General features: G+C 72.8%; 17 protein-coding genes. 11 read left to right on the forward strand and 6 right to left on the reverse strand.

Annotated elements, in window-relative coordinates; all coding sequences use genetic code 11:
- Window positions 1-206 precede the first annotated feature (206 nt).
- The gene (locus ACQVFL_RS07935) at window positions 207-1,811 is read right to left on the reverse strand and encodes an RNA polymerase sigma factor (protein WP_396691585.1); all 1,605 of its coding nucleotides are present in this window, start codon (window positions 1,809-1,811) and stop codon (window positions 207-209) included.
- A gap of 287 nt (window positions 1,812-2,098) precedes the next feature.
- On the opposite strand from ACQVFL_RS07935, the gene ACQVFL_RS07940 reads away from it, so the two are divergent.
- Entirely contained in the window at window positions 2,099-2,914 is an 816-nt protein-coding gene (locus ACQVFL_RS07940; RefSeq protein WP_431729051.1) for an inositol monophosphatase family protein, read from the forward strand.
- 93 nt (window positions 2,915-3,007) lie between these two features.
- Here ACQVFL_RS07940 and ACQVFL_RS07945 read toward each other — a convergent pair whose 3' ends face one another.
- Window positions 3,008-3,523: a LytR C-terminal domain-containing protein gene (locus tag ACQVFL_RS07945; RefSeq protein ID WP_396691582.1), complete on the reverse strand. Its 516-nt coding sequence runs from the start codon at window positions 3,521-3,523 to the stop codon at window positions 3,008-3,010.
- A 431-nt stretch (window positions 3,524-3,954) separates the two neighbouring features.
- On the opposite strand from ACQVFL_RS07945, the gene ACQVFL_RS07950 reads away from it, so the two are divergent.
- Both ACQVFL_RS07950 and ACQVFL_RS07955 read left to right on the forward strand, forming a co-directional pair.
- A complete protein-coding gene (locus ACQVFL_RS07950) occupies window positions 3,955-4,251 on the forward strand; it encodes a DUF4193 domain-containing protein (protein WP_007075406.1) in 297 nt (98 codons plus the stop codon).
- A 222-nt stretch (window positions 4,252-4,473) separates the two neighbouring features.
- Entirely contained in the window at window positions 4,474-5,313 is an 840-nt protein-coding gene (locus ACQVFL_RS07955) for a hypothetical protein (RefSeq protein ID WP_396691581.1), read from the forward strand.
- A 91-nt stretch (window positions 5,314-5,404) separates the two neighbouring features.
- Here ACQVFL_RS07955 and ACQVFL_RS07960 read toward each other — a convergent pair whose 3' ends face one another.
- Entirely contained in the window at window positions 5,405-5,905 is a 501-nt protein-coding gene (locus tag ACQVFL_RS07960; protein ID WP_396691890.1) for a DUF3093 domain-containing protein, read from the reverse strand.
- Between the two features lie 77 nt (window positions 5,906-5,982).
- On the opposite strand from ACQVFL_RS07960, the gene dut reads away from it, so the two are divergent.
- The 4 genes from dut to ACQVFL_RS07980 all read left to right on the forward strand — a co-directional run bounded on the left by dut (window position 5,983) and on the right by ACQVFL_RS07980 (window position 8,400).
- Complete coding sequence (dut, locus tag ACQVFL_RS07965; RefSeq protein ID WP_396691580.1) at window positions 5,983-6,513, forward strand: dUTP diphosphatase; 531 nt, start codon at window positions 5,983-5,985, stop codon at window positions 6,511-6,513.
- A complete protein-coding gene (locus ACQVFL_RS07970; protein ID WP_396691579.1) occupies window positions 6,510-7,178 on the forward strand; it encodes a DUF3710 domain-containing protein in 669 nt (222 codons plus the stop codon). The genes dut and ACQVFL_RS07970 overlap by 4 nt, the downstream gene beginning before the upstream one ends.
- Window positions 7,179-7,307: 129 nt before the next feature.
- The gene (locus ACQVFL_RS07975) at window positions 7,308-7,688 is read left to right on the forward strand and encodes an OB-fold nucleic acid binding domain-containing protein (RefSeq protein ID WP_396691578.1); all 381 of its coding nucleotides are present in this window, start codon (window positions 7,308-7,310) and stop codon (window positions 7,686-7,688) included.
- Window positions 7,689-7,719: 31 nt separating this feature from the next.
- Window positions 7,720-8,400, forward strand: a complete 681-nt coding sequence (locus ACQVFL_RS07980; RefSeq protein ID WP_396691577.1) for a DUF3159 domain-containing protein — start codon at window positions 7,720-7,722, stop codon at window positions 8,398-8,400.
- Between the two features lie 4 nt (window positions 8,401-8,404).
- Here ACQVFL_RS07980 and ACQVFL_RS07985 read toward each other — a convergent pair whose 3' ends face one another.
- Both ACQVFL_RS07985 and ACQVFL_RS07990 read right to left on the reverse strand, forming a co-directional pair.
- The gene (locus tag ACQVFL_RS07985) at window positions 8,405-9,094 is read right to left on the reverse strand and encodes a potassium channel family protein (RefSeq protein WP_396691576.1); all 690 of its coding nucleotides are present in this window, start codon (window positions 9,092-9,094) and stop codon (window positions 8,405-8,407) included.
- A 1-nt stretch (window position 9,095) separates the two neighbouring features.
- Window positions 9,096-9,758, reverse strand: a complete 663-nt coding sequence (locus tag ACQVFL_RS07990) for a potassium channel family protein (RefSeq protein ID WP_396691574.1) — start codon at window positions 9,756-9,758, stop codon at window positions 9,096-9,098.
- Window positions 9,759-9,910: 152 nt separating this feature from the next.
- Here ACQVFL_RS07990 and ACQVFL_RS07995 point away from each other — a divergent pair, with 152 nt between their 5' ends.
- The 4 genes from ACQVFL_RS07995 to dxs all read left to right on the forward strand — a co-directional run bounded on the left by ACQVFL_RS07995 (window position 9,911) and on the right by dxs (window position 16,502).
- Entirely contained in the window at window positions 9,911-11,986 is a 2,076-nt protein-coding gene (locus ACQVFL_RS07995) for an APC family permease (RefSeq protein ID WP_431729052.1), read from the forward strand.
- Window positions 11,983-13,278: a class I SAM-dependent RNA methyltransferase gene (locus ACQVFL_RS08000; protein WP_431729053.1), complete on the forward strand. Its 1,296-nt coding sequence runs from the start codon at window positions 11,983-11,985 to the stop codon at window positions 13,276-13,278. Before ACQVFL_RS07995 ends, ACQVFL_RS08000 begins: the two co-directional genes overlap by 4 nt.
- A gap of 25 nt (window positions 13,279-13,303) precedes the next feature.
- Entirely contained in the window at window positions 13,304-14,473 is a 1,170-nt protein-coding gene (locus ACQVFL_RS08005; RefSeq protein ID WP_431729054.1) for an anhydro-N-acetylmuramic acid kinase, read from the forward strand.
- Window positions 14,474-14,543: 70 nt separating this feature from the next.
- Complete coding sequence (dxs, locus tag ACQVFL_RS08010; protein ID WP_431729055.1) at window positions 14,544-16,502, forward strand: 1-deoxy-D-xylulose-5-phosphate synthase; 1,959 nt, start codon at window positions 14,544-14,546, stop codon at window positions 16,500-16,502.
- Between the two features lie 276 nt (window positions 16,503-16,778).
- Here the strand turns inward: dxs and ACQVFL_RS08015 are convergent, their stop codons facing one another.
- Window positions 16,779-17,975 (reverse strand): hypothetical protein, encoded by a 1,197-nt coding sequence (locus ACQVFL_RS08015; RefSeq protein WP_396691569.1) that lies wholly within the window; start codon window positions 17,973-17,975, stop codon window positions 16,779-16,781.
- Window positions 17,976-18,123: the final 148 nt, after the last annotated feature.

Here is an 18,123-nt window from a genome sequence, read left to right on the forward strand (position 1 = left end):
TTCGGTCTTGGTCACCTATCGTGCAACACCCTTGTAGGGCCTCGCCTTCCCTGTGTGCCCGCGGGGGACCGAGGTCACACCTGGCACGGACAGTGTGCCGTGCACCCAGGGTGCCACGTCAACGATCACATTCGTGCAACCACCTGATCACCATCCGGCGTTGACGCCTGGTGGTCAAAACGACACGATCAGTTGACGCGAGCTGATCAGTCGAGATAATCCCGGAGTACCTGGGAACGCGACGGGTGCCGCAGCTTGGACATCGTCTTGGACTCGATCTGCCGGATCCGCTCCCGGGTCACCCCGTAGACCTGCCCGATCTCGTCCAGCGTGCGAGGCTGGCCGTCGGTCAGGCCGAAGCGCAGGCGGACCACGCCCGCCTCCCGCTCGGACAGCGTCTGGAGCACCTGCTGGAGCTGGTCCTGCAGCAGCGAGAAGGACACCGCGTCGACCGCGACGACCGCCTCCGAGTCCTCGATGAAGTCACCGAGCTGGCTGTCACCCTCGTCACCGATGGTCTGGTCGAGCGAGATCGGCTCCCGGGCGTACTGCTGGATCTCCAGCACCTTCTCCGGTGTGATGTCCATCTCCTTGGCCAGCTCCTCCGGAGTGGGCTCACGGCCCAGGTCCTGGAGCAGCTCGCGCTGGATCCGGCCCAACTTGTTGATCACTTCGACCATGTGTACCGGGATGCGGATGGTGCGGGCCTGGTCGGCCATGGCGCGGGTGATGGCCTGGCGGATCCACCAGGTGGCGTAGGTGGAGAACTTGTAGCCCTTGGTGTAGTCGAACTTCTCGACGGCGCGGATGAGGCCGAGGTTGCCTTCCTGGATGAGGTCGAGGAAGGCCATGCCGCGGCCGGTGTACCGCTTGGCGAGCGAGACGACCAGGCGGAGGTTCGCCTCCAGCAGGTGGTTCTTGGCACGCTCGCCGTCGCGGGAGATCCAGAGCAGGTCGCGCTGCATCTCGCGGACGAGCTTCTCCTCGCCCTCGTCGGCCGCGCGCAGCCGCTCGGCGGCGTAGAGCCCGGCCTCGATCCGCTTGGCCAGCTCCACCTCCTGCTCGGCGTTGAGCAGCGGCACCTTGCCGATCTGCTTGAGGTACGCCCGGACGGAGTCGGCCGACGCGGTCAGCTCGGCGTCCCGGCGCGCCTGCTTGAGCGCCTCGGACTCCTCGTCGTCCCACTCGAAGTCGTTGTCGGTGGCCGAACTCGCCGCGTCGGCCTCGGCGGCCTGGGTCAGCTCGGCCGGCTCCTCGACCACCACGTCCTCGATCTCGGCGGCGAGTTCCTCGGGGTCGACCTCACCCTCGGCGCCCTCGCCCTTGGCCTTGCCACCGGCCTTGGCCGGCTTGGCGCCGGTGGCGGCGGCCACCGTCGCCTTGGTGGCCCGGGTGGACTTCTTGGCCGGCGCGACGGCCTTGGCCACGTCGGCGGTGGTGCCGGCGGCCTTGCGCGCGGTCGCCTTGCGGGGCGCCGGAGCCGGTGCCTCGTCGGCCGCGGCGGCCTGCTTCGGAGCGGGCGCCGCCGCCTTCTTGGTGGTCTTGGCGGTGGTGGCCCGGGAGGCGGGAGTGGCGGAACGGGCGGCGGCGACCCGGCGGCGGGTGCTGGCCGAACCGTCGACCACCACGGTCACCCCGGCCTCGGAGAGCGCCCGCAGGATCTTCTTGGCCTGGGCCGGAGTCACCTCGGCGGACTCGACGGTGCGCGCGAGCTGGGCCGACGTGAGCTGGCCGCCGGCGCTCTGCGCGTGGGCGATCAGGGTGTCGGTGAGCGAGCGAACGTCGGCGCCGGTCTGGCGGGGTTCTGTCACGAATGACCTTCCGGAGGCGAAGAGCGAGCACGGCCGGGATCGTCCGGCGCAGCGTGGGGCACCACGCCGGGCGATGTGGTTGAGGAACCCCCGTGTCCCCGGCCGACCGGTCGTCCGGTCGCCCGTGGCGGTGGGCAGGGGTGAATTGTAACGCCGTCTGCGGCGATCATCCTGCGCCGCACGGCTGACCGGCGGTCGAGACCGCCGATTCGGTGCACTTCTGGACTTTGTAAGGATGATACCCGCGCAGGACTCGGAAACCCGGTCGTGCGGGAAGGGGACGGACGATGGACCGCTCGGCGCCCCAGCCAGGGCAGTTGTTGGAGATCGCGATCGACGTGGCACGGGAGGCGGCGGCCACCGCGCACCGGATGCGGGTCGAGGGGGTCTCCGTGGCGGCCACCAAGAGCACCGCCACCGACGTGGTGACCGCGGCCGACCGGGCGGTGGAGCGCCAGATCATCGAGGCGCTGCGTCGGCGGCGGCCGGACGACGCCGTGCTGGGCGAGGAGTACGGCGCCACGGAGCGCGCTCCGACCGCCAGGGTGCGGTGGATCGTGGATCCGATCGACGGCACGGTCAACTACCTGTACGGGCTGGCGCACTGCGCGGTGTCGATCGCCGCCGAGGTGGACGGCGAGGTCGTGGCCGGTGTGGTGCGCAACATCCACACCGGCGAGGAGTGGACCGCGACGGCCGGTGGCGGTGCCTGGCGGGACGGCCGGCGACTGCGCGGCTCCGCCGAGACCGAGCTCGGGCAGACGCTGGTGATCACCGGATTCGGCTACGACCCGGCCCGCCGTGCCCACCAGGCCCGGGTGGTGACCGAGCTGATCGCGCACGTCCGGGACATCCGTCGACTCGGTGCCGCCGCCGTCGACCTCTGCCTGGTCGCCGAGGGGCGGGCCGACGCGTTCTACGAGAAGGGCCTGGCGGACTGGGACCGGGCCGCCGGTGGGCTGGTCGCCACCGAGGCCGGGCTGCGGATCGGCGGGATCGACGGGCAGGGCCCCGGGCCGGACATGGTCATCGCCGCGCCGCCGGACCTGTTCGCGCCCCTGCACGACCGGCTGGCCGCGCTGGACGCCTCGGGCGGCCCCTGATCGTCCGGCCGGGTGACCCGTGGTCGGGCCGCTCGGCCGATCAGATCGACCCGCCCGGCTCGTCCGGTCCACCCGGTCGGACCGATCCGTCGGTCAGTCCTCGACCGGCAGGGGACAGGTGCCCGGCGGGGCCACCGGCGAACCGAGGTCGCCGAGGGACTGGTTGACCTCGGTGGTGGTCGCCAACTGCCGGAAGCCGTTGCCGAGGACCACCTCGACCACGTCGTCCTCGCGCTTGGCGTCGTACTCGTACTCGGCGCTGTTCAGGAAGTACGCCCGCAGCAGGTGGGCCGAGCCGACGCCCTTCGGGCCGTACCGCAGCACCGCCACGTCGTCGACCTGCTTCTTCTGGTTGCCTTCCTTCTGGACCTGGAAGTCGCGGTTGCGGAACTCGTCGCCCACGCTGCCGGCCAACCCGGGTCGGTCGGTGGCGTTCAGCACTCTGATCTTGACGTCCTTGCGCTCGCGCAATGTCACGTCGGCACGCGGCCAGTCCTCCGGGCAGCCCTGGGCGGAGCCCGCGTTACTCTGGGTGTCCTTGACGAGGGCGACGACCACGAAGACCAGGGCGACCACCGCCAACATGCCGACGACAACGAGTGCTCGCACTCGCGCAAAGCTCATCAGGGCGCTCCCGGGCGATGGATGGGTGGCAGCGGCCGTCGGCGTGCGGGCCGTCCCGCCGGCCGCCGGGTACGCCGCTGAGGTTAACGGTTGTCCGACCGTGGCGTGGAAACAGTCCGACATACCGGCGCGCCACCCTGGAACGGGGTACTACTACCCCTATCTTCGTGTCGCCTGAGTCACATTGGGAACAACTTCCCGTGCAGGGGCGTACATCTCAGCCACGAGGGCGGTATACATGCCTCGCCCAAGGGGGGGTAGGTTCCGCGCTCGTCGGGGAGATCCTCTGGCGGTCTGGCCCACACAGACGTCGGGTCGGGTGGCCGACACTTGCGGTGGCCGGCCAGCGGAACCGAAACAGCGTCGTCCGGCGTTACAACCGGAAGCGACAACATCGAAATGGGAGAGTGAAACCGATGGCCACCGACTACGACGCCCCGCGCCGCGACGAGGTCGACCTCGGCGAGGACAGCCTCGAAGAGCTCAAGGCCCGGCGCGTCGACTCACAGTCGGGTGCCGTGGACGTCGACGAGGCGGAGGTGGCGGAGAGCTTCGAGCTGCCCGGCGCCGACCTCGCCGACGAGGAGCTCACGGTCAAGGTGCTACCGATGCAGCAGGACGAGTTCCGCTGTGCCCGGTGTTTCCTGGTGCACCACCGCAGCCAACTGGCAGTCGAGCGCAACGGCGAGTTGATCTGCCGTGAGTGTGTCTGACCGACGGCCCGACACCACCACCACAGCGGCGGCTCCGGCATGGAGCCGCCGCTACCCGGCTCGACGAGCGGTGACGCCCGAGACCTGATTCACTCGTGGGGTGACGCGCCACGCGGTGGCCGTCAGCCGGGGGAGGACAGGCATGGGCGCGCGGCGGCGGTCGAGGCATCGGCCCGGTGCCGCGGCGCCGCGTGGCGGCACGGAGGGCAGCGGAGTGGCGGCATGAGCGAGCCGAACGCGAACGAGCCGAACGCGAGCGGGCGGGACGCGAACGAGCAGGGCACGGACGAGCTGGGCGCGACGGTGGTCGCGCTGACCGCCGACGACGTCGAGCCGGCGACGCGCCGCCAACTGCTCGGGCGTCTGGTGGGGCAGGCCCGGGCCCGGGGCATCGGTGACCTGTTCAAGCCGAAGGCGGCCGTCCGCTGGATGGTCGACACCGTCGCCGAGGTCGCCCCGCACGTACCGATCCGGGACCTGGCCACCCTGCGCCGGCACTTCCCGGGCTTGGACGACGAGCAGTTGGCCGACCGGCTGGTGCGCAACGCGTCCCGGGCGACCGCCGGGATCGGCGCGGCCGGTGGCGGCGCCTCCGCCGTGCAGTGGACGGTCACCCCGAGCCTGCTGTCCGCCCCGGTGCTGCTGGCCGCCGAGACGGTCACCGTGGTGGCGATCGAGCTGAAGCTGACCGGCGAGCTGCACGAGATCTACGGCGCGCCGCTGCCCGGCGGAGGCACCCAGCGCACGGTCGCCCTGGTGCAGGCGTGGGCCAACCGGCGCGGCGTCAACCCGATGATGCCGGGCGTGGGAGTGGGCGCCGTGCTCGGCACCGCCGCCCGCCACGAGCTGCGGGACACCCTGCTCAAGCGGTTCGGCCGCAACCTGACCACGCTGGGGCCGTTCCTGACCGGCGCGGCGGTGGCGAGCTTCCTGAACCGGCGCGCCACCCGGGCGCTGGCCGACGAGCTCCGCGCCGATCTGCGTCGGCAACGGCGGGCGTTGCCCGGCGGGCCACCCGGGCCACCGATGCCCGGTGGGCCGCCTGTGCTGCCCGCTTCCTGACCGACCTCCCGGCGGCTGAGCCCCGGGACAGCGTCGGCAACGGCCCTGAGAGCGCCGAGGAGGCCCGAGGGTGCCCGGGAAGGGGTGGGAGTCAGCGTGTCGCGTCCCGGGCGGCCAGGATCGCCTCGGCGAGCTCGACCGGGCGCCGGGAACTGACCACCCAGAACGGGGTGGGGTCGTCCGGGTCGTCGAGGACCACCTGGACCGCGCCGGATACCCACGGCCGCTGCACCACGAACGCCAGCGGGTCGGCGGCCACCCCGAGCACCTCACGCCGCCCGTCGGCGTCCAGCGCGACGGCGTCGGCGACGAAGCGCACCGGCAGCCGGGCGTCGTCGACCTGCAACTCCCCGCCGGTCACCGCGATGCGGATCCGGCCCAGCCACGCCATGGTCGCCAGCGCGAGCGGGACGAACACCGCGAACGGCAGCCAGGCGCGTACGCCGTCCGCGCCCATCCAGACCTCGACCGCGAGCAGCGCGGCGACCGCGATCCCGGCCGGCCACAACCACCAGGGCAGACGGAGCCGTTCGGCGTACGTCGGGGTGGTGCCGGTGGTGGCGGGGGACGGTGACGTGCTCACTCGTGCCAGGGTACGGCGCGCGGCGGGCCGGGTACCGGGCAGGATGGCAGGGTCACCCCCAGCGGAACGGACGAAAGAGGTAGACCGTGACCGACCTGGTGCCCGTGCCGGTACGGCAACTCGACCCCGAGCTGCCGCTGCCGGCGTACTCGCATCCCGGTGACGCCGGTGCCGACCTGGTGGCCGCCGCCGACGTCGAGTTGCCGCCCGGCGGCCGGGCGTTGGTGCCGACCGGCGTGGCGATCGCGTTGCCCGAGGGGTACGTGGGCCTGGTCCACCCCCGATCGGGGCTCGCGGCCAGACTCGGCGTGACGGTGCTCAACGCGCCCGGTACGGTCGACGCCGGCTACCGGGGTGAGATCCTGGTCAACCTGATCAACCATGATCGGGACGCACCGGTGAAGATCTCGCGGGGCGACCGGATCGCGCAACTCGTTGTGCAGCGGGTGGCACGGGCGGCCTTCCGGCCGGTGGCCGAGCTGCCCGCGTCCGGACGCGGGACCGGCGGGCACGGCTCCACCGGCGGACACGTCGGGCTGGTGCCGCCGCCGCCCACGGACGGCGTGGACGGAAGAGATGGCACGGTGAGTGCGAACAGCGGAGGGTGGACGCAGTGATCTTCTCCCGAAAGCGGGCCGCGGGACGGCACGCCCGTGACGAGCGAGCCACGGACGCGCTCCAGACCGTCGACGACGCCGGTTCGGCGTCGGAGGCGCCGGCGCGTGGGCCGTACGACGTCTCCGAGGCGCCGGACGGGGTGCAGCGACTCGACCTGGGCAGCCTGCAGATCCCGGCGGTGCCCGAGGTGGAGGTGCGGGTGCAGGCCGACCCGCAGGGGGTGATCCAGCAGGTCGTGCTCGTGCACGGGCCGAGCGCCCTGCAACTCGGCGTCTTCGCCGCGCCGCGCTCCGAGGGCATCTGGGACGAGGTGCGGGAGGAGATCCGCAAGTCGTTGTTCAACGACGGCGCCGCCGCCCAGGAGGTCACCGGCGAGTACGGCGTCGAGCTGCACGCCCGGGTGCGTACCGACGACGGGCTGACGGACCTGCGGTTCGTCGGCGTCGACGGGCCCCGGTGGATGGTCCGGGCGGTGTACCAGGGCGCCGCGGCCACCGACCCGGCCGCCGCCGGTCCGCTGGCCGACTGCCTCGACGGACTGGTCGTCGACCGGGGACAGGAGGCCAAGCCGGTGCGGGAGCCGCTGCCGCTGCGTCTGCCCCGCGAGGCGGCCGGCCAGGTCGAGGCCGAGGCCGAGACGGCACCGGCACCCGGTACGCGCTGAACCCGGCTCCGTCGAAGACGCCGGGACGGCCCACACCGGCGTACGCTGGCGTGAGCCGTTCCGGCGCCGCCGGATCGCGGCGGGTGCCGGCGACGTCCCGGCCGGCGTGGATGGGGTGACGCGGAGGTCATGAGCACCGGCGAGGGTCGGGGTTCGCTGCGGCGCATGCTGCGACGGCTCACCGCCAGCGAGGCCGAGATCGAGGCCCAGCAGTTGCAGCGGGACAGCGCCCGGTGCGGCGGTGTCCCGGCGGCACAGTGTGCCCGGGGCCAGGTGGCCTCGGTCACCGGCCGTCTGCGTACGGTGGTCTACACGCCGCGCACCAACCAGCCGGCGCTGGAGGCCGACCTCTACGACGGCAGTGACGTCGTGACGCTGGTCTGGCTGGGGCGACGGCGCATCACCGGCATCGAACCCGGGCGACACCTGACCGCGAAGGGGCGGATCGCGGTGCGGGACGACCGTAAGGTGATCTACAACCCGTACTACGAGTTGGAGCCGTCGACGTGACTACGCGGGCGCGGCGGATGAAAGGCGGGCGATGACCACCGGACAGCACCCGGCCACCCAGCCGGAGACCGAGCCGACCGACGAGGAGCGGCTGCCGACCGTCGCCGAGCAGATGGCCGACCAACTCGGCGGCTGGCGGGGGCTGGTGGAGTCCAGCATCCCGGTGGTGGTCTTCGTGGTGGTCAACATCCTCGGCGAGCTGCGCCCCGCGGTGATCGCGTCGGTGGGTGTGGCGGTTCTCATCGGCGTGCTGCGGCTGGCCCAGCGTCGGCCGGTGCGGCACGCGGTCAACGGGTTGTTCGGCATCGGCATCGGTGCCGCCATCGCCTGGCGGACCGGCGAGGCCCGCGACTTCTATCTGCCCGGCATCCTCTACGGCATCGGCTACGGCGTGGCGTTGCTGGTCTCGGCGGTGATCCGGCAGCCCCTGGTCGGCTGGCTCTGGTCGGTGCTGGTGGCCAAGGGCAGCTCCGAGTGGCGGAACGACCCGAAGCTGGTGCGGACCTTCACCGGCCTGACCGTGCTGTGGGGCGTGGTCTGGCTGGCCAAGGTCGGCGTGCAGGCCGGGCTCTACCTCGCGCAGCAGGACACCGCGCTGGGCGTGGCCCGGCTCGCGCTGGGCTACCCGCCGTACGTGCTGCTGTTGCTGATCACGGTCTGGACCGTCCGCCGGGTCATGCGGGAGTCCGAGCCGACACCGCTGCCGAGCTGACGGCTCAGCGCGACTCGCGGGTGCGCTCGACGCTGTCCGGGCCGAGGACCACCGCGCGTACCGCGTCCTCCATCTCGGCGGTGCACACGAAGATCAGCTCGTCGCCGGCCTCGACCGGGTCGTCGGGGGTGGGCACCAGGACCCGCTTGCCGCGCAGGATCGCCACCAGGGCGGCGTCCCGGGGCAGCGGCACCGCCCGCAGCGGCTGCCCGACGTAGGGCGCGGTCGGCGGCAGCGTGATCTCGACCAGGTTGGCCTCGCCCTGCCGGAAGGTCATCAGGCGGACCAGGTCGCCGACGGTCACCGCCTCCTCGACCAGGGCGGCCATCACGCGTGGCTTGCTGACCGCCACGTCCACGCCCCACTGCTCGGTGAAGAGCCACTCGTTCTCGGCCCGGTTGATCCGGGCGACCACCCGGGGTACCGCGAACTCGGTCTTGGCCAGCAGCGAGACCACCAGATTGGCCTTGTCGTCGCCGGTGGCGGCGACCACCACGTCGCAGCCGGCGAGGTCGGCCTGCTCCAGGCTGGTCAGCTCGCAGGCGTCGGCCAGCACCCACTGCGCGTCCGGCACCCGCTCCGGCCGTACCTTCCGCCGTTGCCGCTCGATGAGCATCACCTGATGGCCGTTCTCGATCAGCTCCTGGGCGATCGAGCGACCCACGTTGCCGGCGCCGGCGATGGCGACCCGCATGTCACTGCCCCCTTTCCGGTGCCGCCGCTGTCGCGGTGACCGTGGCCACCATGTCGTCGGTCACCAGCATGAAGACCTGGTCGCCCTCCTGCACCACGCTGGACCCGGTGGGCAGCGTGCCGATGCCGAAGCGGATCAGGTACGCCACCCGGGCCCCGGTGGCCTCCTCCAGTGCCCGGACCGGCCGACCGATCCACTCCTCGTGCACCGGCACCTCGACGATGGAGACCGTGCTGGTCGGATCGCGGAAGATCTCGACGTTGCCCTCGGGCAGCAGGTGCCGCAGCATCCGGTCGGCGGTCCAGCGGACGGTGGCCACGGTGGGGATGCCGAGGCGCTCGAAGACCTGGGCGCGGCGCTGGTCGTAGATGCGGGCCGCCACCCGGGACACGCCGAACGTCTCACGGGCCAGCCGAGCCGAGATGATGTTGGAGTTGTCGCCGCTGGAGACGGCGGCGAAGGCGTCGGCCCGCTCGATCCCGGCCTCGCGCAGCACGTCGCCGTCGAAGCCGGCCCCGGTGACCGTGATCCCGGTGAAGTCCGGCCCCAGCCGGCGGAACGCCTCGGCGTCGTGGTCGATCACCGCCACCGAGTGCCCGCGGCCTTCGAGGCTCTGCGCCAGGGTCGACCCGACCCGGCCACATCCCATGATCACGATATGCACGCTTCCTCCCACGGTGCGTACCGCCGCGCCTCGTCGCCTGTGAGCCTGTCACGTCGGCGTCGCGGACGGGGACCGACGGTACTCCGGCCTCGGGAGCGGCTGCGGGCGACCACCGCGCGTCCCGGCTGGCAGCGGTCGTACGCTTGGCGGTTGTGGCCCGATCCACCTCCCTGTTGAAGCGGCTGCTCGTCGGTCGACCGTTCCGGTCCGACCGCCTCAAGCACACCCTCCTACCGAAGCGCATCGCCCTGCCCGTCTTCGCCTCGGACGCGTTGTCCAGCGTGGCGTACGCGCCGGACGAGATCCTCCTGATGCTCTCCATCGCGGGGGCCTCGGCCTTCGTGTTCTCGCCGTGGGTGGCCCTCGGCGTCGTCGTGGTGATGCTGACCGTGGTGGCCAGCTACCGGCAGAACGTGCACGCCTACCCCTCGGGCGGCGGCGACTACGAGGTGGCCACGGTCAACCTCGGCCCCCGGGCCGGGGTGGGGGTGGCCAGCGCCCTGCTGGTCGACTACGTGCTGACGGTCGCCGTGTCGGTCTCCTCCGGGGTGGCCAACCTCGGCTCGGTGATCCCCTTCGTGGCGACCCACAAGGTGCTGATCGCGGTCTGCGCGGTGGTCCTGCTCACCGCCGTCAACCTGCGCGGGCTCAAGGAGGCGGGCAGCGCGTTCGCCATCCCCACCTACGGCTTCATGATCGTCATCATCGGCATGATCCTCACCGGGCTGGTCCGGATCGTGGTGCTCGGCGAGGACCTGCGCGCACCCAGCGCCGACCTGGTGATCGCCGCCGAGTGGCACGACACCACCGGCTGGGCGATGGCGTTCCTGCTGCTGCGCAGCTTCTCCTCCGGGTGCGCCGCGCTCACCGGCGTGGAGGCGATCTCCAACGGGGTGCCGGCGTTCAAGTCGCCCAAGAGCCGCAACGCCGCCACCACGCTGCTGATGCTCGGCCTGGTCGCGGTGACCATGCTGGTCGGCATCGTCTGGCTGGCCCGGCTCACCGGGTTGCAGTTCGTCGAGGACCCGGGCCACCAGATCGTCGCGGGCCCGGATGGGTACGTACAGAAGACCGTCACCGCTCAGCTCGCCGAGACCATCTTCGGATCCGGCTCGATCCTGGGGTTCCTGGTGGTCGGGGTGACCGCCACGATCCTCTTCGTGGCCGCGAACACCGCCTTCACCGGCTTCCCGGTGCTCGGCTCGATCCTGGCCCAGGACCGCTACCTGCCCCGGCAACTGCACACCCGGGGCGACCGGCTGGCCTTCTCCAACGGCATCCTGTTCCTGGCCGCCTTCGCGATCGTGCTGATCATCGGCTTCCAGGCCGAGGTGACCAAGCTCATCCAGCTCTACATCGTCGGGGTCTTCGTCTCGTTCACGCTCTCCCAGGCCGGCATGATCCGGCACTGGAACCGGCTGCTGCGCACCGAACGCGATCCCCGGGTGCGAGCCCGGATGGTCCGTTCCCGGGCGATCAACACGTTCGGCATGGCGATGACCGGAACGGTGCTGGTCATCGTGCTGATCACCAAGTTCCTGCTGGGCGCCTGGATCGCGATCGTCGCGATGGGCGTGATCTATCTGCTGATGCTGGCCGTCCGTCGGCACTACGACCGGGTCGCGGTGGAACTGACCCCGGACGACGGTCGCCCGGTACTGCCCGCCCGCAACCACGCGATCGTGCTGGTCAGCAAGCTGCACCAGCCGACCCTGCGGGCGGTCGCGTACGCGCAGGCCACCCGGCCGGACACGCTGACCGCGTTGACCGTCAACGTGGACGACACCGACACCCGGCAGTTGCAGGCGGACTGGGAGCGGCGGGAGATGCCGATCACGCTGACCGTGATCGACTCGCCGTACCGGGAGATCACCCGCCCGATCCTGAACTATGTGGCGGGGGTCCGTCGGGAGTCGCCGCGCGACGTGGTCACCGTCTTCATCCCCGAGTACGTCGTCGGCCGCTGGTGGGAGAACCTGTTGCACAACCAGAGCGCGCTGCGGCTCAAGGGCCGCCTGCTCTTCGAACCGGGAGTGATGGTGACCAGTGTGCCGTGGCAACTCGCCTCGACCGCCGGCAAGGACCTGGACCGGATGGACGCCACGCTGAGCCGGGGACCGGCGAGGGGGCCCCGGGTGACGCCGCGCAGCACGCTGCCGCCCGGCGCCCCGCCGGCCGGCTCGGTGGCGTCCCGCGACGGCGAGACGCCGGGCGGTGAGCCGCGATGAGCGGGACGACGTCGCGGACCCCCGCCGAGCGTCGGGCCGACACCGCTGCCGGGCCGACCGCGGGCGGGCTGGAGGAGGCCCAGCGGGTCGAGTTGACCGTGGCGGCGGTCGCTCCCGGCGGCCACTGCGTGGCCCGGGTCGACGGGCAGGTGGTCTTCGTCCGGCACGCGTTGCCCGGCGAACGGGTGGTGGCCGAGGTGACCGAGGTGCACCGGGGATTCGTCCGGGCCGACGCGGTGACCGTGCTGGAGCCCGCCGCGCAGCGGGTCACCCCGCCCTGCCCGTACGCCCGGCCGGGCCGGTGCGGCGGGTGCGACCTGCAACACGTCGCCCCGCAGGCCCAACTCGACTGGAAGACCACGGTCGTCCGCGAGCAACTCGTCCGGATCGGCGGGCTCGACGAGGCCGCCTGCGACGCGCTGGGCGTCCGCGTCGAGGCGCTGCCCGGCGGGCCGCTGGGCTGGCGCTCCCGGGTCCGCTACGCGGTCGACGCGGCGGGCCGGGCCGGGCTGCTCAAACACCGCTCGCACGAGGTGGTGCCGATCGACCGCTGCCTGATCGCCCACCCGGCTGTGCAGGACCTGCCGGTGCTCACCTCCACCGGCACCCGGTGGCCGGACGACGAGGCGGTGGAGACGGTCGCCTCGACCGGCGGGGACGTGACGGTGACCGCCGTCGCGGCCGGGCGTACCCGGATCGTCAGCGGCCCGGAGCGGGTGCGCGAGCAGGCCGCGGGCCGGGAGTGGGTGCTGCCCGCCTCGTCCTTCTGGCAGGTGCACCCGGCGGCGGCGGACACGCTCGTCGACGCGGTGGTGGCACTGACCGACCCGCAGCCGGGCGAGATCGCCTGGGACCTCTACGGCGGGGCCGGACTCTTCGCCGCCGCACTGGCCGAGCGGGTCGGCGGGTCCGGCCGGGTCACCCTGGTCGAGTCGGCCGGCGACGGCGTCGCGGCGGCCCGGGAGAACCTGCGCGACCTGCCCCGGGTGGAGGTGGTGGCGGCCCGGGTGGAGACCGCGCTGGCCCGTCGCCGGATCACCGGACCGGTCGACGTGGTGGTGCTCGATCCGCCCCGGTCGGGCGCCGGTGCCCGGGTGGTGCGCGACGTGGTCGCGGCCGGGCCGCGGGCCGTCGCCTACGTGGCCTGTGACCCGGCCGCGTTCGCCCGTGATCTGCGGGCCTTCACCGGGGCGGGCTGGCGGTTGGCGGAGCTGCGCGGATTCGACCTCTTTCCCATGACCCAGCACGTGGAGCTGGTGGGACTGCTGGTGCCCGGCCCGGCCGCCGACTGACCGTCCGGCCGCCTAGCCTGGGCCGATGAAGATCGTCGGGCTGATGTCGGGGACCTCCTACGACGGGGTGGACGTGGCGGTGGCCGAGTTCACCGCCGAGGGCGACACGCTGTGGCTGCGGCCACTCGGACACCGGAGCCTGCCCTACGACGACGAGCTGCGCGCCGCGATCGGCGCGGTGCTGCCGCCGAGCACGACCACGATCGAGGACGTGTGTCGGCTGGACAACCGGTTGGGCGAGGTGTTCGCCGAGGCGGCGGCCGTCGGCCTGGACCTGGCCGGCGGCGGTGTCGACGTGGTGGTGTCGCCGGGGCAGACGGTCTTCCACTGGGTCGAGGGCGGCCGGGCCCGGGGGACCCTGCAACTGGGCGCGGTGGCCCGGGTGGCCGCCCGGGTCGGCGTACCGGTCCTCGCCGACCTGCGCTCGGCGGACGTCGCCGCCGGTGGGCAGGGCGCGCCGCTGGTGCCGGCCTTCGACGCCCTGCTGCTGGCCGGCACCGATCCGGCGCCCCGGGCGGCACTGAACCTGGGCGGCATCGCGAACCTCACCGTGGTCTCGGCCGCATCGCCGGTGCTCGGGTACGACGTGGGACCGGCCAACGCCCTGCTCGACGCCGCCGCCGAGCGGCTGCTGGGGGAGCCCTGCGACCGGGACGGTGCCCAGGCGGCGGCCGGACGGGTGCACGCCGGGCTGCTCACCGAGCTGCTGGCCGAGCCGTACTACGCCGCCCCGGCACCCAAGTCGACCGGCCGGGAGCTGTTCCACGCCGGGTACCTCGACCGGCGGCTGGCCGCCCTGGACGGGCCGGTGGCCGTCGACGACGTGTTCGCCACGTTGACCGAGCTGACCGCCCGGACCGTGACGGACGCCTGCGACCGGCACCGGGTGATGGAGGTGGTCGCCGCCGGTGGCGGGGTCCGCAACCGGACGCTGTGGCGTCGGCTCGGCGAGCTCGGCGCCGGGCGGCGGCTGCGTACCACCGACGAGCTGGGCGTCCCGGCGCAGGCCAAGGAGGCGTACGCGTTCGCGCTGCTGGGCTGGCTGTCCTGGCACGGGCTGCCGGGCGCACTGCCCTCGGTGACCGGTGCGGACCGGGCGACCGTGCTCGGCTCCTGGACACCCGCCGGTCCGTCGGCCCGGTCCACCGCCTCCGCCGGGGTGGTGCCGCCACGCCGCCTACGGGTGCGGGCCTGACCTGGCGGTCAGGGAACGGGCGCGGTGACCCGGGCTGCGAGGTGTGCGGAGGCCGATAGACTCTGCGGTCATGAGTGTTGAAGAGGACACGGCCAACCAGGGCCGGCTGCTGGCCACGGTGCACGGTCCCCAGGACGTCAAGCGGATGTCCGCCAGCGAACTGGACATTCTCAGCGCCGAAATCCGTGACTTCCTGGTCGCCAAGGTGTCCCGCACCGGGGGTCACATCGGCCCTAACCTGGGCGTGGTCGAGCTCACCCTCGCCATGCACCGGGTCTTCGACTCTCCCCGGGACCGGCTGCTGTTCGACACCGGTCACCAGGCGTACGTTCACAAGATCGTCACCGGCCGCCAGGAGGGCTTCGACCAGCTTCGTCAGCGCGGCGGGCTCTCCGGTTACCCGAGCCGGGCCGAGAGCGACCACGACATCATCGAGAACTCGCACGCCTCCACCGCCCTGTCGTACGCCGACGGGCTGGCCAAGGCGTACGCCCTGCGGGGCGAGGCGCGCAGCGTGGTCGCCGTGGTCGGCGACGGGGCGCTGACCGGCGGCATGTGCTGGGAGGCGCTGAACAACATCGCCGCCGCCGGCAACCCGCTGGTGATCGTGGTCAACGACAACGGGCGCTCGTACGCGCCGACCATCGGCGGCCTCGCCGACCACCTCTCGACGCTGCGGCTGAACCCGGGCTACGAGAAGGTCCTCGACACGGTCAAGGACGCCCTCGGCTCGACGCCGCTGGTCGGCAAGCCGATGTACGAGGTGCTGCACGCGGTCAAGAAGGGCATCAAGGACGCCGTCGCGCCGCAGGCGATGTTCGAGGACCTCGGCATCAAGTACGTCGGCCCGGTCGACGGGCACGACGTGGCCGCCGTCGAAACCGCGCTGCGCGCCGCGAAGAACTTCGGCGGCCCGGTGATCGTGCACGCGGTCACCCGCAAGGGCTACGGCTACCGCCCCGCCGAGGAGGACGAGGCGGACTGCTTCCACGGGCCGGGCGCCTTCGACATCGCCACCGGCAAGGCCACCGCCGCGCCGTCGGTGAAGTGGACGAACGTGTTCGGCGACGAGCTGGTCGCGATCGCCGACGAGCGGCCCGACGTGGTGGGCATCACCGCCGCGATGGCCGAGCCGACCGGCATCGCGAAGCTGGCCCGCAAGTACCCCGAGCGCACCTACGACGTGGGCATCGCCGAGCAGCACGCGGTCACCTCGGCGGCCGGCCTGGCGCTCGGCGGGCTGCACCCGGTGGTGGGGGTCTACGCGACCTTCCTCAACCGGGCCTTCGACCAGGTCCTGCTGGACGTGGCGATGCACAAGCTGCCGGTCACCTTCGTGCTGGACCGGGCCGGCATCACCGGCCCGGACGGGCCGAGCCACTACGGCATCTGGGACATGTCGGTCTTCGGGGTGGTGCCGGGCCTGCGCATGGCGGCTCCCCGGGACGCCGCCACGCTGCGCGAGGAGCTGCGCGAGGCGGTCGCCGTCGACGACGGACCGACCGTGCTGCGCTACCCGACCGGTGCCGTCGCCGCCGACCTGCCCGCGCTGCGCCGGATCGGCACGGTCGACGTGCTGGCCGAGTCGGCGCGTACCGACGTGCTGCTCGTCGCGGTGGGTGCCTTCGGTCAGCTCGGCATGGAGGTAGCCGCCCGGGTCGCCGAGCAGGGCTACGGGGTGACCGTGGTGGACCCGCGCTGGGTGCGCCCGGTCCCGGCCGAGTTGGTCGAGCTGGCCGCCGGGCACCGCCTGGTGGTCACCGTCGAGGACGGCGTCCGGCTGGGCGGCGTCGGGGACGCGCTCGCCCAGGCCATGCGGGACGCGGGCGTCCAGGTGCCGCTGCGCGACCTGGGCGTACCGGCCGACTGGCACCCGCACGGCTCCCGCGCGCAGATCCTGGCCGACCTCGGCCTGACCGCGCAGGACGTGGCGCGCGACGTCACCGGCTGGATCTCCCGCCTGGAGACCACCCCGGTCGACCCGGCCCGGCTGACGCCCGAGAACACCCCCACCCCGTCCGCCAACTGACACCCCGGGGCGCCTCGCGCTCCCGTCGTGGACTCTCCACCCGCACGCCGCCGTCGTCGGCGTGCGGGTGCCTCGCCCCGTCGATCAGGCAGTCGTGGTCGAAGCTCCCTCGATCATGGAGTCATGGTCGGCTTCGGTGCCGATCATGGAGTTCGGGCTGAGCTTTTGGCGTGTTGCGCCCCTTTTGTCAGGGCCACAACTCCATGATCGCGGGCCTGTCCCGCTCGGTGGCCTCACCGGGGTGCGCGGTGTGAGGGGTGCGAGGGCCTGTGGGGGTCAGCGGCGGTGACCGGCGGAGCGGTAGTGCGTCTTGTCGTCGGCCGCGAGGCTGAAGGTCTCGCTGCGCTCCGGAAGCGGCGCCACCACCAGGCCGGGACGATCGAGCAGGCGGGTCGTGTCCGGCGGCACCGACAGTGTGGTGTCCTTGGTGGCACGCCAGCTCAGCACGACCAGCGGCTGACCGGGCACCGGCAGTTCGTAGACCTGCAACGGGGTGGTCCGGTCGGCGGGGGAGAGCACCGTCGGGCCGCCGTCCGCCGGCCGGTAGACCAACGCGGTCATCGTGCCGTCGGCGGTCTCCCAACTGAGCTGCTCCAGCTCCGCCGGTTCACCGCCGTTGAGTGCCAACTCGCCGAGGGTCCGCACGGCGACCTTCGACTTCGGCCAGGACGCCGGCACCGAATCCGGGGTGTCCCGGTCGCCGACCCGTCGGGTGACGCTACCGAACGGACCGTCCTCGCCGGCCAGCGCGCAGGTGTCCAGGTCGGCCAGGGCCCGTCGGCCCGAGCCGCTGTCGTCACGCACCAGCGGGTAGCGCGGGTTCGCGGTGCCGGTGCCGAGATCCAGCAGCCGGTCGGCGGCGCGTCCCCGGGGCAGCGACTCGGTCGAGCGCAACGTGGCGGTCACCGGCACCGCCTCGCACTGCGGGACCTCCACCGGGTCGGTCAGGCCGTCGGTCGCCGGTACGGGCCGGCCGTTCGGGCCGACCAGCCGCCGGACCCGCTCCGAGGTGAGGTAGCGCCGCCCGTCGGCGGTCTGTACCGGCAGCACGTCGGAGTAGACGAGATAGCCCGGGTCGGTGTACTCGGTGGCCTGACTGACCTCGTACCCGCCGTCGCCGCCGCTGAGCTGGAGCAGCCAGGACGCGGCCTGGCCGGGCACCGACGCGGCCACCAGGGCCAGCGGTGCGCCGTCGACCTCGCCGGAGAAGAGGATGCCGGAGGAGGGCACGTGCACCCGGTCGTCGATCGGTGAACGCCACTCACGGACCGCCTCGGTCACCGCGGCGGTGGTCGCCGCGTCCTCGGCCAGCGAGCCGCGAGGCGGCCACACGGTCAACGACCCGTCCATGCTGTCGTAGCCGACCCGGAGGTCCTGCGGCCGACGCTCGGCGACCGGGCCGCAGGCGGTGAGGGCGACCAACAGACTGGACAGGCCGGTGGCGGTCAATCCGCGCCAGCGGGCTGGAGCCACCTGTCACGCCCCCGATCACATCGGCCGTCGTTCGGAGGGCAATAGTACGAGACGCCCGGCCGTCGGCTCGCGCCGCCTCACGCTGCGTCGCCCGGGCGGTACACCGGCCACAGGGGACGCCGCGTCGACTTGGGAGCTATCTCCCCAC

Origin of the sequence: Verrucosispora sp. TAA-831 (assembly GCF_050780145.1) — a bacterium.
Classification (GTDB): Bacteria; Actinomycetota; Actinomycetes; order Mycobacteriales; family Micromonosporaceae; genus Micromonospora.